This is a genomic window from Kineococcus vitellinus (assembly GCF_009906315.1).
Taxonomy (GTDB): domain Bacteria; phylum Actinomycetota; class Actinomycetes; order Actinomycetales; family Kineococcaceae; genus Kineococcus; species Kineococcus vitellinus.
On sequence record NZ_JAAALL010000016.1, the window covers coordinates 15,971 to 30,363 of the forward strand.

Consider the following 14,393-nt stretch of genomic DNA (forward strand, 5'->3'; position numbering starts at 1 on the left):
GCGTTCTCGCGTGCCTCCGATCGGCCACCACCGCACGGCGTCCGTGGCACCATCGCGCCCGGCTGGCAGAGTGCGGCGCGTGCCCGAGCGCCCCAGCGGACCCGCCCCGCAGCCGCCGGACGCCGAGCGCCTGCGGCTGGTGGCCGCCGCCGCCTCCGAGGACGCCGGCGGCACCGACCCCGCCCTGCTCGGCGACTTCCTCGACGCCGTCTGGCGCGCCGTCCTGGCGCGCCGCAGGCTGTCGGCGGCGCGCATCGCCCGCTGCCGCGGCGTGGGGGAGGAGGCCGCCACCAGCGGGGTGGCGCTGCGCGCGCTGCTGGACCTGTACCTGTCGGCGGCCTGGCGGCTGTGGCGCCACCTGCCGCCCGTGGTCGCCGCCCGCTCGGACCCCGACGCCGTCGTGACCGCCGGCGAGGTCCTGCTGCGCGCCACCGACGACGCCGTCGCGGCGCTCACCGAGGGCTACCAGCTGGCCCGCCGCCGCCTGGTGCGCCGGGAGGAGTCCGACCGCCGCGAGTTCGTCGACGACCTGCTCTCCGGCACCGCCGACGTGCCCGGCCTGCTGCGCCGCGCACCGCGCTTCGGCCTGGACCTCGCCGGACCGCACGCCGTGTGCGTCGTGCGCGCCGCCGCCCCCTTCAGTGCCGGCGACGCGCTGCTGGCCGCCGTCGAGCGGCGGCTGCAGGGCAGCTCCGCCGACGCCGACGCGCTGGTGGCCACCAAGGACGGCGCGCTCGTCGTCGTCTTCGCCGCGCCCGACCGCGCGGCCGTGGACGAGGTCGTCGAGCGGGTGCGCGCCGTGCTGGGGCCGCCCGCGCGCGCCGGCTGGCGGGCCGGGGTCGGGCGCCCGGGCACCGGGGCGGGCAGCGTCACCAGCTCCTACGAGCAGGCCCGCCGCGCCCTGGAGCTCGCCGGCCGCCTGGGCGCCGCCGAGGCCGTCGCCGACGCCGCCGACCTGCTCGTGTACGACGTGCTGCTGCGCGACCGCTCCGTGGCCACCGACCTCGTCGAGTCCACCCTCGCGCCGCTGCGCTCGGTGCGCGGCGGCGCCGAGCCGTTCCTGGCCACGCTGGAGGCCTACCTGGAGTCCGGCGGCAACGCGACGGAGGCCGCCCGCCGCCTGCACCTGTCGGTGCGCGCGGTCACCTACCGCCTGGCCCGGGTGCGCGACCTCACCGGCGTCGACGCCACCCGCCCGCAGCAGCGCTTCGGCCTGCAGGCCGCCGTCCTCGCCGCGCGCGCCCTCGGCTGGCCGCCCGCCGACGACTGATTGCCGACTGTCGGCAACCTCGAGGCGAGAACTCGTCCACCGCTCGACCCCCCGCTTCCCGGTTCCGGAAGCCACCATGGAGGAGCGGCACCCGCCGCACCCGTCTTCGAGCTGAGGAGCACGCAGTGGACCTGGGACTCGTCGTCCCCCTGTGGGCCTGGGTGGCGCTCGGCGCGGTCATCGTCGTCATGCTGGCGATCGACCTGCTGGCCCACCGCGGAGCCCACGTCATCGGATTCCGCGAGGCCGCGATCTGGAGCTCCGTCTGGGTCGCCATCGCGCTGGTCTTCGGCGGCATCGTGTTCTGGGTGTACGGGGCCGAGGCCGGCACCGCCTACACGACGGCCTGGTTGCTGGAGAAGAGCCTGTCGGTCGACAACCTCTTCGTCTTCGCGCTGATCTTCGCCTACTTCAAGGTGCCCCGCGAGTACCAGCACCGCGTCCTGTTCTTCGGCGTCTTCGGCGCCCTGGTCTTCCGCGGCATCTTCCTGGGCGTCGGCGTGGCCGTCGTCGAGCGCTTCACCGCGATCCTCTTCGTCTTCGGCGCCATCCTGCTGTGGTCGGCGTGGAAGATGCTCAAGGACGACGACGAGGCGGACGCCGACCAGAGCAAGAACATCGGCGTCCGGCTGCTGAAGAAGGTCGTTCCGCTGAAGGACGAGTTCCACGGCACGAAGTTCTTCGTCAAGGAGGCCGGCAAGCGCTACGGCACCCCGCTGCTGGCGGTCGTCGCGGCCATCGAGGCCGCGGACCTCATCTTCGCCGTCGACAGCGTCCCGGCCGTCCTGGCCGTCTCCAACGAGCCGTTCATCGTCTACTCCTCGAACGCCTTCGCCATCCTGGGCCTGCGCTCGCTGTACTTCCTGCTCTCGGGCCTGCTGGAGCGCTTCCACCTGCTGAGCAAGGCGCTGGCGTTCATCCTCGCCTTCATCGGCGTCAAGCTGTTCTTCCAGGCCGGCCACGAGGTCATCAGCCCCTCGATCCCGCACGTGCCGACCTGGCTGAGCCTGGCCGTGATCGTCGTCTCGCTGACGCTGGCCATCGTGCTGAGCCTGCGCAAGCCGGCCCCGGCCGGGCACGGCGCGGACGGCGCGGACGGCGGGCACGAGGTGACCGACGGCCCCGACGGCAGGACCGGCGGCACCGAGAGCGCCGACGGCACCGGCGAGCACACCGCCGCGACCGGGCAGTCGCCCACCGGGCCCACCACCGGCGCACCTCCCGCGGCGCGCACCGGGGAGCCGGGCGCCACCCGCGCCGAGCGCCGCTCCTAGGCACCGCCCCCAGGCACCGCCCGTCCGTCCTCCGGGACGGGCGGGCGTTCGCCCGTCCGGGCGGTCTCGTGCCGGAACTCCTCAGGTCGCGCCCGGGGGCGGTCGAGCACCGGAGGACGCGCCGGTGCCCGCCGGCGAGCAGAGGAGGAGCGACGTGAAGCAGTTCGCGTGCGGTGACGTGGTGGCCGGGTGCCCCCGCACCTTCACGGCCGTCGACAGCGACGGCATCCTCACCGAGGTCAACGGGCACGCCCGCTCCGACCACCGCCTGGCGGACGTGCCCGCCGAGCTGGTGGGGCAGGTGCTGCTGGCCATCCGCGAGATCGCCTGACCCGCCGGCCCCGCACCCGCCCGCGGCCGCTCGCGGGCCGCCCGCCGGGCCCGGGCGGTGGACGTGGTGTGATGTCGCCCGTGCTCGCGACCCGCGGGGCGGTCCTGACCGCCACCGGCAGCTACCTGGCCAACTGCGCCCTCGGCGCGGCGGTGGCCACCCGCCTCCTGGACACCTCGCGGGTGCGCTGGGTCCACCACGGCCTCTACGTGCTGACCGCGCTGACGACCGCGGCCGCGGGGGGCCTGCTGGCGTGGCGGCGCGACCCGGCGTTCTGGCGGCTGCTGCCCGCCGCCGCCCCGCTCACCGCGATCCCGCGCGTGTCCGCGCGCTCGCGCTGGCACCCCGTCCTCGCGCTGACCGCCGCACCGGCCTACGCCGCCGCGCTGCTCGGCACCCGGGGCGCCTGAGGTGGAGCTGCGCGACGCCATCGCCGCCCGGCGGACCACGAACGGGCCCTTCCTGCCCGACCCGGTCTCCGCCGAGCACCAGCGCGTCCTCGTCGAGGTCGCCGGGCGCGCCCCCTCGCAGCTGAACAGCCAGCCCTGGCGGTTCGTGCTCGTGGAGTCGCGCTCGACCATCGAGGAGGTCGCCCGCATCAGCGGCGAGTCGATGACGACCGCGATGGGCAACGGGACGTTCTTCGAGCGCTACAAGCGCTGGTTCCGCTTCAGCGCCGAGGAGATGGAGCGCACCCGCTCGGGGATGCTCTTCGACAAGCTGCCCGCCCCGCTGCGCCCATTCACCCACCAGGTGTTCACCCGCCGCGGCCAGCGGGTCGTCAACGCGCTGCGGGTGCCGCAAACCCTGGGGGAGCAGAACCGCAAGCTCGTGGCCGGCTCGCCGCTGCTCCTGGGCGTCATGCTCGACCGCGGCGAGTACCGCCCCGGCGAGCTGTCGGCCTTCTACTCCGTGTTCAGCATGGGCGCGGCCATGGAGAACCTGTGGCTGACGACCACCGAGCTCGGCCTCGGCATCCAGTTCGTGAGCTTCCCCATGGAGGTCGAGGGCGCCTGGCAGCGCATCGTGGAGCTGCTGGCGGTCCCCGACGACCTGGAGCTCATGGCCGTCTACCGCATCGGCCACCTGCCCGAGCAGGCGCGCCGGCCGGTGATCGACTGGTCCAGCAGCGAGCGCAAGCGCGTCTCGCAGTACGTCTTCCGCGAGGACTGCCGCACCCCGCAGGAGGGCTGGGACGCCCGTTAGGCTCCCGCGGGTGACGGCAGAGCTCCCCACCCCGGTCCACCTCGACTGCGACACCGGCATCGACGACGCGCTGGCCATCGGCTGGCTCGTCGCCAGCCCCGCCGTCGACCTCGTCGGCGTCTCGACCGTCAGCGGCAACCTCGACGCGGCCGGCGGCGCCCGCAACACCCTGGACCTGCTCGCGCTGCTGGGCCGTCCGCAGGTGCCGGTGGCCGTGGGCGCGCACGACTTCCTGGACCACCCGTACGCGGGCGGTGCGCCCGAGGTGCACGGCGTCAACGGCATCGGCGAGGTGCGGCTGCCGCGCGCGGCGGCGGAGCCGGTCGGCCACGACGGTGCGCACGCCATCGTCGAGGCCGCCCGCGCGCACGCCGGGCGGCTGCACCTGCTGGCCATCGGCCCGTTCACCAACCTGGCCCTGGCCCTGGATCTGGAGCCGGAGCTGCCGCGGCTGGTGCAGCGCCTCACCGTCATGGGCGGGGCGGCGATGGCCCCCGGGAACGTGTCGGCCGTCGCCGAGGCGAACGTCGCCAACGACCCGCTGGCCGCCCACCGCGTCCTCACCGCCGGTTTCGACGCGACGATGGTCGGCCTCGACGTGACGATGCGGCACGTGTTCGAGGAGGAGCACCGCCGGGCGCTGCTGGCCGTCGGCACCCCCGCGACGACGGCGCTGGCGCAGATGCTGGAGTTCTACTACCGCTTCTACGCCCAGCGCTTCGGCCGCCCGTGCGCGGTCCTGCACGACCCGCTGGCCGCGGCCGTGGCCACCGGCGACGTCGAGCTCGCCTCCGCCCCCCGCGTCCCCGTGGTCGTCGACCACACCGACGGCCCCGGCCGAGGGCAGACGATCGCGGACCTGCGCGGGCTGTACGCCGGGTTCCCCGACGAGGCCGCCGACGGGGTGCGGGTGGCCCTGGAGGTCCCCGGCGACTTCGCCGGCGCGCTGCTGCAGCGGCTGTCCACGCTCTGAGGGCCGCCGACCGGGCCGACCGGGCCGACCGGGCCGACCGGGCCGACCGGGCCGACCGGGCCGACCGGGCCGACCGGGCCGACCGGGCCGACCGGGCCCTGCCGCCGCGCGGTGGTCGCGCGGTGGTCGCGCGGTGATCAGGCACCCGCACGCCGGCGAGCAGGCGCGCCGCATCGCCGAGGCCGGGACGGTGCTGCGCACCCGGGTGGGCAGCGCCGTCCACGGCACCGCCGGCGAGGACGGGGGCGACCGCGACGAGCTGGGCCTGTGCCTGGAGCCGGCCGGCTCGGCCGCCGGCCCGGTGCTGGTGCGCACCCCGGGCGGGCGGGAGGTGCCCTTCGAGCAGTACGAGCTGCACACGGCGTGGGCGCGCCCGCGCGGCTCGGCCGAGCGCTCGGGCGCCGGCGACCTGGACCTCGTCGTCTACGGCGCGCGCAAGTGGACCCGGCTCGCGCTGGCGGGCAACCCCGCCGCGCTGCTGCCGCTGTGGGTGCCGCAGGTGCACGTGGTGGTCTGCACCGCGGCGGGGGAGGAGCTGCGCGCCAACGCCTCCCGGTTCGCCAGCCTGCAGGCGGGCCGCGCGTGCCTGGGGCAGCTGCGCGCCCAGCGCGACGCGCTGGTGGGGGTGCGCGGGCACCGCGCCGCCGCCCGCGCGCGCCGCTCGCCGGCCGGCTACGACGTCGCGCGCGCGGTGCACGCCCTGCGGCTGGGCGTGCAGGGCCTGCAGCTGCTGCGCACCGGGCGCCTCACCCTGCCGGTCCCCGCGCCGGACCTGGAGGACCTGCGCTCCGTGCGGCGGGGGCGCTGGCCGCTGGGTGCGGTGCTGGAGCGGGTGGCCGGGGTGGAGGCCGACCTCGTGGCGGAGCTGCGCGCCGGGCCGCTGCCGCCCGGCGCCGACCGGGCGTGGGTGCTGGACTGGCTGGAGCGCTCGCACCGGAGGGCGGGGGCCGCCGGCTGACGGGTCCGCCGGCCGGGCGGCGCTTCCCGTGGTCTTCCGCGACCAGCCCTGCTAGCTTTGCGGCCGTGGTTGATTCAGGCAGTGAAGCAAGTACGCCCACGCGCGTCCTCCACGTCGGCCTCGGTGGCTGGGGCACCGACTGGGAGCGCAACGCGATACCGCCGGTGCGTGAGGTGGAGCGGGTCGGCGTCGTCGACGCGCACGGACCCACGCTGCGCACCGCCCAGCGCGCCTTCGGCCTGCCCGACGGGATGTGCTTCACGTCCCTGACCGAGGCGGCCTCGCGGGTCGCGGCCGACGGCGTGGTGATCACCGCGCCCATGGACCTGCACGTGCCGCTCGCGCTGGAGGCCCTGGAGGCCGGGCTGCACGTCCTCGTCGAGAAGCCGTTCGCCGGGACCCTCGCCGAGGCCCGCACCGCCGTCGAGCGCGCCGAGCAGCTCGGCCTGGTGCTGCAGGTCAGCCAGAACTACCGCTTCTACCCCGCGCCGCAGACCGTGCGCGATCTCGTGGCCGCCGGCGCCGTCGGCGACCTGTCCGTCGTGCACGTCGACTTCCGCCGCTGGGACCACGACGAGCCGGCGGAGACGTACCGGCACTACGCGTTCCCGCACCCGCTGCTGTACGACATGGCCATCCACCACTTCGACCTGCTGCGGATGGTCACCGGCCGCGAGGCCGTCAGCGTCTACGCGCGCACCACCGACCCGCCGTGGAGCAGGTACGCCGAGGAGGCCTCCGCCGTCCTCGTCGTCGAGATGACGGGCGGGCTGGTGGCCAGCTACCGCGGCAGCTGGGTCAGCCGCGGCCCGCAGACGGCCTGGGACGGCGAGTGGGCGCTGGAGGGCGAGCGCGGGCGCATCACCTTCACCGGCCGCGGCGACCGCGGCCCCGGCGACGACGTCGTCGAGGTGAGCCTCGGCGGCGGCGCCCCCGAACCCGTCGAGCTGCCCGCGATGGACCTGTGGGGACGCTCCGCCGGCCTGCGGCAGTTCGCCCGCGCCGTGCGCGGCGGCGCCGCGCCGGACGTGACGGGCCGCTCGAACCTGGGCAGCATCGCCCTCATGGAGGCGGCGGCGCGCTCGGCGGATTCCGGCCGCGTCGAAGCGGTGGAGCAGGTCGAGCGGGTGGGAGGGGTGGTGCAGGCGTGAGCGAGCAGACCGGGCGCCCGCTGCGCGTCCTGGTGTGGAACGAGGGCGTGCACGAGCGCAACCACGACCCCGCCGACATCGGCGAGTACTACCCCGAGGGCATCCACGGCGCGATCGCCGCCGGGCTGCGCCGGCTGCTGCCGGACGCCGAGGTCTCCACCGCCACGCTCGACGAGCCCGAGCACGGGCTGGGCGAGCAGGTGCTGGAGCGCACCGACGTCGTCCTGTGGTGGGGCCACGCGGCGCACGACGCCGTCGACGACGCCGTCGTGGACCGCGTGCGCCGGCACGTGCTCGGCGGGATGGGCCTGCTGGTGCTGCACTCCGGGCACTACTCGAAGATCTTCACGCGGCTGCTGGGCACGACGTGCTCGCTGGCCTGGCGCAACGAGGGCGAGCGGGAACTGGTCTGGACCGTGAAGCCGTCGCACCCCATCACCCGGGGGGTGCCCAGCCCGATCGTGGTCCCGCGCCAGGAGATGTACGGCGAGCTGTTCGACATCCCCGACCCCGACGACCTGCTGTTCATCAGCTCCTTCGCCGGCGGGGAGGTGTTCCGCTCCGGGGTCACGTTCACCCGTGGCCGCGGCCGCATCTTCTACTTCAGCCCCGGCGACCAGGAGTACCCCGTCTACAACCAGCCGGAGATCCAGCAGGTCCTCGCCAACGGCGTCCGCTGGGCCGCCCCCGCCGACGGCGAGCGCGTCGTGCCGGACGTCACCAACCCCGCACGCGGGTGGTTCGCGGACGGCGCCTGAACCCGGCCCGAGCCCTGGCTCGAGCCCGGCCGGGGGCGCCGGCGCCCGCCGGCGCCCCCGGTTGCCGAGCCCCGGCGGCCCACCTAGCGTTCCCGGCAGGTCGAGAACTGCGGCCGTCGAACCCGCACGGACGCGGTGGACCACCGATCGGGAGAACGCTGTGACACAGAGCACGCGACAGGGTGCGTCGGGGACGCCGGGCGCCGGACGCCTCACGGCCTCCCAGTACCAGCCGTCCGCCGGGCAGATCACCGCCGCCGTCGTCGGCACCGCCTACGTGGTCGTCGGGCTGCTCGGCTTCATCTCCACCGGCGCCTCCGAGTTCGCCGGGCACGACCCCTCCCACCAGATCGCCGGGCTCACCGTCAACCCGCTGCACAACGTCGCGCACCTGCTCGTCGGCGGTCTGGGGATGGTGGCCCTGGTGAGCGCCAAGCTCGCGCGCCTGTACGGCCTCGTGCTGCTCGTCGGCTACGGCGCCCTGTTCGCCTGGGGCCTGGCCGTGGCCGACGGGCCGAACATCCTCAACCTGGACCAGGGCGGCAACGTCCTGCACGCCGCGACGGCCCTGGTCGGTCTGCTCATCGCCCTGCTGCCCACCGGCAGCGGTCGCGCCGACTCCTCCAAGGGCGAGCGCTGAGGTCCGCCCGGTCCGACGAGCGGATCTCCCGGGTGCGGGCCACGCTGGGGGCATGAGCACACCCGGAGACGAGAAGGACCCCGACCTGGAGCAGGACCCCGACGGCGACCCCGGTCAGCTGAACCCGCGCGACCTGCGCGGGGTGCCGACCGGTGACGGCGCCCAGGACGACGGCGAGACCGACGCCGACCCCGAGCAGCTGAACCCGCGCGACGAGCGCTGAACCGCCCGCGGCGGGCCACCACCCGGTGGCCCGCCGCGGCGGCGTGCGGGGCGGGAGCCGACGAGGAGGACGCGGCGGTGGAGCAGCACCTCGACCAGGACCCCGGCGAGCACCCCCGGGAGGACCCCGGCGCGGACGCCGGTGGTGAGGGCGTCTGCTGGCTGTCGCGGGTGTGCCCCGCGTGCGGGCGGCTGGCCGAGGACCCGCGGGCGCTGCGGTGCCCGCAGTGCGCCGAGGAACTGCCCGCCCCCGGCTGAGCACCCCCACGGCCCCGGTCCGGTGGTCGCCGTCCACGTCGCCGCTGCAAGCGCTCGCGCGGCGACGGGGGGCGGGACGCTGGCCCTGCCAGGGTCTGCCTGCCCGCTGGCCCGGCGGGTGGCGCCGCCCTAGCGTCGCTGCCGTGCCCGCAGGAGCCGACGACGCCGCAGCACCGGCCGGCCGCCTGTTGCGGCAGGTGGTGGACTCCCTGCACGAGCTCCCCGCGGTGCTGCGCACCCGGCACCTGGACGTGCTGGCCTCCAACGCGCTGGCGCGCAGGCTGAGCGCCGCCTTCCAGCCCGGGGTGAACCTGGCCCGCTTCGCGTTCCTCAACCCCGTCGTGCCGACCTTCACCGGCGACTGGGACCAGGTGGCCCGGGTGGTCGCCTCCTCGCTGCGCACCTCGCTGCAGACGCACCTGGAGGACCCGGGCTTCCGCTCGCTCGTGGGGGAGCTGGCCGCGCGCAGCGACGACTTCGGCCGGGCGTGGGCGCAGTCGTCGCTGCCGCCGCCCGGCGCGGGCGTCGTCGACTGGGACCACCCGGTCGTCGGGCGGATGCGCCTGGCCTTCCAGGACCTGCGGACCGGCGACGCGGCCGACCGCGAGGAGGCGGAGGGTGCGGTGCTCACCCTGTGGCGCCCGGTGGACGAGGGGTCCGCCGCGTCGCTGCACCGCCTGCGCACGCTGGGACCGCCCGAGGCGCCCCGGCCGGCAGGTGCAGTCGACTGACCGACGACGCCCTCCCGGCGCGCTGCCAGCATCGAGGCGCGCGTCAGGGGAGGGGGCAGGTCCGGTGGGTGAGCTCGGCAGCGGGGTCGGGGAGTTCCTGCGCGCCCGGCGCGACGCCCTGCAGCCGGAGGACGTCGGGCTGCGGCGCGAACCCGGGCGACGGGTGCCGGGGCTGCGCCGCGAGGAGGTCGCCCGGCTGGCGGGTGTCAGCCCCGAGTACTACCTCCGGCTGGAGCAGGGGCGTGACCACCAGCCCTCCGAGCAGGTCCTCGCGGCGCTGAGCCGGGCGCTGCTGCTGGACGCCGCCGCCGGCGACTACCTGCACCGCCTCGCGCACCCCTTCCGCCGCCGCGCCGTCGTGCCCGGGCAGCGGCGGGCCCCCGGCGGCGAGCTGGAGGCGGTGGTGCGGACCGTGCGCGGGACGCCCGCGATCGTCACCGACCCCACCAAGGAGATCGTCGCCGGCAACGACCTGGCGCTGGCGATGGCGGCGGGCCGGCTGGACCCCGGCCGCAACGTCGTCCTCGACGTCTTCGACCCGCGGGTCAAGGCCGGCCTGCCGGGCTGGGAGGCGCTGGCCCGGCGGATGGTCGCGGCGCTGCGGCTGACCGCGGACCCGCACGACACTCGCCTGCAGGAGGTCGTCGGCCGGCTGTCGGTGCGCGACGAGGACTTCCGCCGCTGGTGGGTCGCGCACGAGGTGGTCTGCGCGACGTCGGGGACCGTGCCGATGGCGGTCGACGAGGTCGGCGTCGTGCTCATGCACTGGCGCGACCTCAACGTCCCCGACTGGGAGGGGCACGTGCTCACCGTCTTCACCCCCGCCGACGAGCGGGCCGAGCAGGCCCTCGACGTGGTCAGCGCGCGGGCGGCCTCGCGTCGCGCCGCGGCGGGCAGGGGCCGGGCGGTGTCGCGGGCCTGACCCTGGCAGGGACAGGACCGGCACTGCCGCAGCGGTTTACGTTTCCCGCAGCCGAGAACGCGCAGGACCGCGCGCCGGCGACACCGAGGTTCGAGCCCCGGTTCGACACCCGGTTCGACCCTCGGTTCGACACCGCACCCGCCACGGACCACCAGGAGCCCCCGTGCCCACTCCCACCGTCGTCCTCGTCCACGGCGCGTTCGCCGACGCCGCCAGCTGGGCGCCCGTGACCGCCGAGCTGCTGCGCCGCGGCTTCGCCGTCCGCGTGCCCCCCGTCGCCAACCGCAGCCTGTCCGCCGACGCCGCCTACGTCCGCTCCTTCGTCGAGCAGCTCGAGGGACCGGTGCTGCTGGCCGGGCACTCCTACGGCGGCGCCGTCATCACCGTCGCCGGCGTCGCCGAGAACGTCGTCGGCCTGGTGTACGTCTCCGGCTACGCGCTGACCGAGGGGGAGAGCCTGGGGCAGCTGCAGGGCGGTTTCCCCGACTCCGACCTGGCCGCGAACCTCGTCTACGCGCCCTACCCGGTCGAGGGCGGCGAGCCGGGCACCGACGTCTCGGTCGCCGTCGACGCCTTCCCGGCCGTCTTCGCGGCCGGGGTCCCCGAGGAGACCGCGAGGGTGCTCGCGGTCTCCCAGCGCCCCCTGTCGGCCTTCGCCTTCGGCGAGCCGGCCTCGGCGGCGGCGTGGCGGACCAAGCCGTCGTGGGGGATCGTCTCCAGCGCCGACCGCACCATCGACCCCGAGGTCGAGCGCTTCGGCTACACCCGCGCCCAGGTGCGCAAGATCGTCGAGGTCGACGCTCCGCATCTGGTGATGCAGACCCACCCGGCCGACGTCGCCGACGTCATCGCCGGCGCGGCCGCCGAGGTCTCCTGAGCGCTCCCCCTCCCGCGGGGCGGCGGCTGCCGCGGACGCGGCGGACCCCCCGCGCGCGCCGCCCCGCACCGCCGCCGGTGCGCTGACGCCGCCGCCCCGGCGGGGCCGCCGGGTGCACTACTTTCGCCACGGAGCGGGAGGTGCGCGTGGGGGCAGGGGGTCCGGTGGAGCTGGTCGGTCGGGCCGGCACGTGGCGCGAGCTGCTGGCCGCGGTGACCGGCAGCGGCCCCGGGCGGCGCGCCACGCTGCTGGTCGGCGAGGCCGGCATCGGCAAGAGCACCCTGCTGGAGGCCGTGGGCGAGCACGGGCGCCGGCAGGGGTGGCGGGTGCTGCGCACCGCCGGGGCCCGCTCCGGGCGGTTGTCGACGTTCACCAACCTGCGCGAGCTGCTCGCGGGGCTGGCGCTGCCGGACCTGCCGCAGCAGCAGCTGGAGGCGCTGCGCCGGGTGCTGGACCCCTCGCTCGACGCGCTCGGGGCCCCGGCAGCGGTGCGCCTGGCCGTGCGCTCGGTGCTCGAGGCGGCGGCCGAGGAGGCGCCGCTGCTGCTGCTCGTCGACGACGTGGACCGCGTCGACGAGAGCAGCTACGACGTCCTGCTGCCGGTGCTCAGCCGGCTGCCCGAGGGGCGGGTGGGCGTGCTGGTCGCCTGCCGCGAGGAGCTGGTGCCCCGCGAGCTCGGCCCGGTCACCGACCAGGTGCGGGTGCAGCCCCTGGACGGCTCCAGCGCCGCCGCGCTGCTCGACGCGAGCGGGCACCGCGTCGGCGGCCGGGTGCGCCAGGCGGTGCTGCGCGCCGCGGCCGGCAACCCGCTGGCGCTGGTGGAGCTCGCGCGCAGCGCCGCCTCCGGCGCGCTGCCCGAGGAGGTCGCGCTCACCGGGGCGCTGCCGGTGCCGCGGGCCCTGGCCGCCGTCTTCGCCCGCGACCTGGAGGGCCTGCCGGCTCCCACCCGCTGGGCGCTGCTGCTGGCCGCCTGCGGCGAGGGCGACCTCGACGTGCTGCGCCGCGCCGCGCCGCAGCTGCCGCTGAGCGCGTGGGAGCCGGCCGAGCGGCGCGGCCTGGTCGGCCTCGACGGCGGCCGGGTGCTCTTCCGCCACCCGCTGGTGGAGTCGCACGCCTACTTCGCCGCACCCGCCGCCGAGCGCGCCCGGGCGCACCGCGCCCTCGCCGTCGCCCTGGCCGCGCGCGCCGACCGCGCCGCCCTGCACCTGGCGGCGGCCACCTGCACGAGGTGCCCGGCCAGCGCCTCGTCGGGGGCGTCGGCGGTGGCCGCGGCCGTCGCCTCCCTGGGCCTGCCCGCCTTCCAGCTCGGCGACCCCGCGGTGCAGCGCGCCGTCGCGCGGGAGCTGCCGCGGGCGCTGGAGCGCTGCGGACCCGCTCTGGCCGAGGCCCCCTCCTTCCTGTTCACCGCGGCCGTCTGCGCTCCCGACGCGCAGGTGCGCGAGCGGGTGCTGGCGGTGGCGACCGCCCAGCGGGCCACCGGGCGCAGCGGGGGAGCGGCCCAGCTGGGGGCCGCGGCCTCCGTGCTCGACGAGCCGGTGCTGGCCGCGGACCTGCTGCGCGAGCCCGTGGACGCCGTCGTCGGCGGGCGGGCGCCGGCGGTGTACCTGAGCGCTCCCGGCGCGCTGGTGTGGGTGCTGCTGGACCTCGGGCGCTGGCGGCAGGCCTCGGCGGTGACCGTGGCCAACCTGGAGGCGACCACCGTCAACGACGTCCCCGGGCTGCGCGCGGGTGCGTGCGGGCAGCTGGCGGTGCTGGAGCTGCTGCGCGGGCACCGCGAGCGGGCCGCCGCGGCCACCGAGCGCCTGCGCGCGGAGGTGCCGCTGCCCCCGGTGCTGCAGCTGCGCCTGACGTGGGCGCGGGCGCTCGCGGCGGCGGCGGAGGGCCGCCACGAGGAGGTCGCCGAGCTGCTGGAGGCGGCGCTGGCCGCGCCGGCGGGGGTTCCGCAGCCCCACGGCCTGCTCGTGCTGCCCGAGCTGGTGGCCGCGGCCCGGCGCACCGGGCGGCTGGAGCGGGCCCGCCGGCTGGTCGCCGCCGCGCAGGCGCCCCGGGCGGACGGGTGGCTGACCGCCCGCCAGCGGCTGCGCGTGCGGGCCGCCGACGCGCTGCTGCTGGCGGGCCCGGCGGCGGCCGCGGCGCTGCAGCCGGTCGTCGACGACCCCCTCGCCGACACCTGGCCGCTGGAGCAGGCGGTGCTGCAGGTGGAGCTGGCCGAGCTGCACCTCGGCGAGCGCCGCACGGGCGAGGCCCGGGAGGCGGCCGCCGCGGCCCTGGACACCTTCGAGCGCCTGGGCGCCGAGGGCTGGCAGCGGCGCGCGCGGCAGCTGCTGCGCGCCACCGGCGTGCAGGTGCGGCCCGCCGCGGCCGACGCGCTGTCCGCGCTGACGCCCCAGCAGGAGCAGGTCGTGCGCCTGGCCGCCGAGGGCCTGTCGAACCGGGACATCGGGGAGCGGCTGTACCTGTCACCGCGCACCGTCGGCTCCCACCTGTACCGCTCCTTCCCCAAGCTCGGGGTCGGCAACCGCGCCCAGCTCGCCGCCCTGCTGACCGGGAGCGCCGGTGGGCACCGGGCCGGAGGAGCCGGTGCCCGCTGAGCGCGCTGAGCACCCGCGCCCGTGCTGACCGACGGGGGACCGCGGCCGCTGCGCGGGCGGGGGGAGCAGCTGCGCGCGGTGGCGCGGGGGCTGGCCGCCCCCGGCGCCGTGCTCGTGCTCGGCGGCCGGGGCAGCGGCCGCTCCGCCCTGCTGGCAGCGGTGCTGCGCGAGCGCGCGGAGCGCGGCGACGTCCTGCTGCACGCGGTGGCGACCCGCCGCGTGCAGCAGGAC

General features: G+C 77.0%; 17 protein-coding genes. All 17 read left to right on the plus strand.

The genetic code is table 11. From position 1 onward, the window contains the following. The first annotated feature begins 79 nt into the window (after nucleotides 1-79). Nucleotides 80-1,270, plus strand: coding sequence for a helix-turn-helix domain-containing protein (locus tag GTQ99_RS03025; RefSeq protein ID WP_166614261.1), 1,191 nt, complete (start codon nucleotides 80-82; stop codon nucleotides 1,268-1,270). A 188-nt stretch (nucleotides 1,271-1,458) separates the two neighbouring features. Beyond that, nucleotides 1,459-2,544 carry a TerC family protein gene (locus GTQ99_RS03030; protein WP_166614275.1) on the plus strand — a complete coding sequence of 362 codons (1,086 nt, stop codon included), beginning with the start codon at nucleotides 1,459-1,461 and terminating at the stop codon, nucleotides 2,542-2,544. Nucleotides 2,545-2,698: 154 nt separating this feature from the next. Continuing rightward, nucleotides 2,699-2,875, plus strand: a complete 177-nt coding sequence (locus GTQ99_RS24705) for a DUF1059 domain-containing protein (protein ID WP_166614262.1) — start codon at nucleotides 2,699-2,701, stop codon at nucleotides 2,873-2,875. A gap of 71 nt (nucleotides 2,876-2,946) precedes the next feature. Beyond that, complete coding sequence (locus GTQ99_RS03040; RefSeq protein WP_166614263.1) at nucleotides 2,947-3,285, plus strand: hypothetical protein; 339 nt, start codon at nucleotides 2,947-2,949, stop codon at nucleotides 3,283-3,285. Nucleotide 3,286: 1 nt separating this feature from the next. After that, on the plus strand, nucleotides 3,287-4,081 hold the full coding sequence (locus tag GTQ99_RS03045) for a nitroreductase family protein (protein ID WP_166614264.1): 795 nt from the start codon (nucleotides 3,287-3,289) through the stop codon (nucleotides 4,079-4,081). A gap of 10 nt (nucleotides 4,082-4,091) precedes the next feature. After that, nucleotides 4,092-5,054, plus strand: a complete 963-nt coding sequence (locus tag GTQ99_RS03050; protein ID WP_166614265.1) for a nucleoside hydrolase — start codon at nucleotides 4,092-4,094, stop codon at nucleotides 5,052-5,054. 133 nt (nucleotides 5,055-5,187) lie between these two features. After that, nucleotides 5,188-6,012: a DNA polymerase beta superfamily protein gene (locus GTQ99_RS03055; protein ID WP_205706683.1), complete on the plus strand. Its 825-nt coding sequence runs from the start codon at nucleotides 5,188-5,190 to the stop codon at nucleotides 6,010-6,012. 65 nt (nucleotides 6,013-6,077) lie between these two features. Next, a complete protein-coding gene (locus tag GTQ99_RS03060) occupies nucleotides 6,078-7,163 on the plus strand; it encodes a Gfo/Idh/MocA family protein (protein ID WP_166614266.1) in 1,086 nt (361 codons plus the stop codon). Further along, nucleotides 7,160-7,921, plus strand: a complete 762-nt coding sequence (locus GTQ99_RS03065) for a ThuA domain-containing protein (protein ID WP_338074679.1) — start codon at nucleotides 7,160-7,162, stop codon at nucleotides 7,919-7,921. The genes GTQ99_RS03060 and GTQ99_RS03065 overlap by 4 nt, the downstream gene beginning before the upstream one ends. A 160-nt stretch (nucleotides 7,922-8,081) precedes the next feature. Beyond that, the gene (locus GTQ99_RS03070; RefSeq protein ID WP_205706684.1) at nucleotides 8,082-8,561 is read left to right on the plus strand and encodes a DUF4383 domain-containing protein; all 480 of its coding nucleotides are present in this window, start codon (nucleotides 8,082-8,084) and stop codon (nucleotides 8,559-8,561) included. A gap of 52 nt (nucleotides 8,562-8,613) precedes the next feature. Continuing rightward, complete coding sequence (locus GTQ99_RS03075) at nucleotides 8,614-8,784, plus strand: hypothetical protein (protein ID WP_166614267.1); 171 nt, start codon at nucleotides 8,614-8,616, stop codon at nucleotides 8,782-8,784. Between the two features lie 77 nt (nucleotides 8,785-8,861). Next, nucleotides 8,862-9,041: a hypothetical protein gene (locus tag GTQ99_RS03080; protein WP_166614268.1), complete on the plus strand. Its 180-nt coding sequence runs from the start codon at nucleotides 8,862-8,864 to the stop codon at nucleotides 9,039-9,041. A 143-nt stretch (nucleotides 9,042-9,184) separates the two neighbouring features. Further along, nucleotides 9,185-9,772 carry an MmyB family transcriptional regulator gene (locus GTQ99_RS03085; RefSeq protein ID WP_166614269.1) on the plus strand — a complete coding sequence of 196 codons (588 nt, stop codon included), beginning with the start codon at nucleotides 9,185-9,187 and terminating at the stop codon, nucleotides 9,770-9,772. 64 nt (nucleotides 9,773-9,836) lie between these two features. Continuing rightward, the gene (locus GTQ99_RS03090; RefSeq protein ID WP_166614270.1) at nucleotides 9,837-10,694 is read left to right on the plus strand and encodes an MmyB family transcriptional regulator; all 858 of its coding nucleotides are present in this window, start codon (nucleotides 9,837-9,839) and stop codon (nucleotides 10,692-10,694) included. Between the two features lie 163 nt (nucleotides 10,695-10,857). After that, a complete protein-coding gene (locus GTQ99_RS03095) occupies nucleotides 10,858-11,571 on the plus strand; it encodes an alpha/beta fold hydrolase (RefSeq protein ID WP_166614271.1) in 714 nt (237 codons plus the stop codon). A gap of 164 nt (nucleotides 11,572-11,735) precedes the next feature. Beyond that, nucleotides 11,736-14,162: an AAA family ATPase gene (locus GTQ99_RS03100; RefSeq protein WP_166614272.1), complete on the plus strand. Its 2,427-nt coding sequence runs from the start codon at nucleotides 11,736-11,738 to the stop codon at nucleotides 14,160-14,162. Nucleotides 14,163-14,183: 21 nt separating this feature from the next. Then, nucleotides 14,184-14,393 (plus strand): hypothetical protein (locus tag GTQ99_RS03105; protein WP_205706685.1); only part of this gene is annotated, 210 nt, incomplete at its 3' end.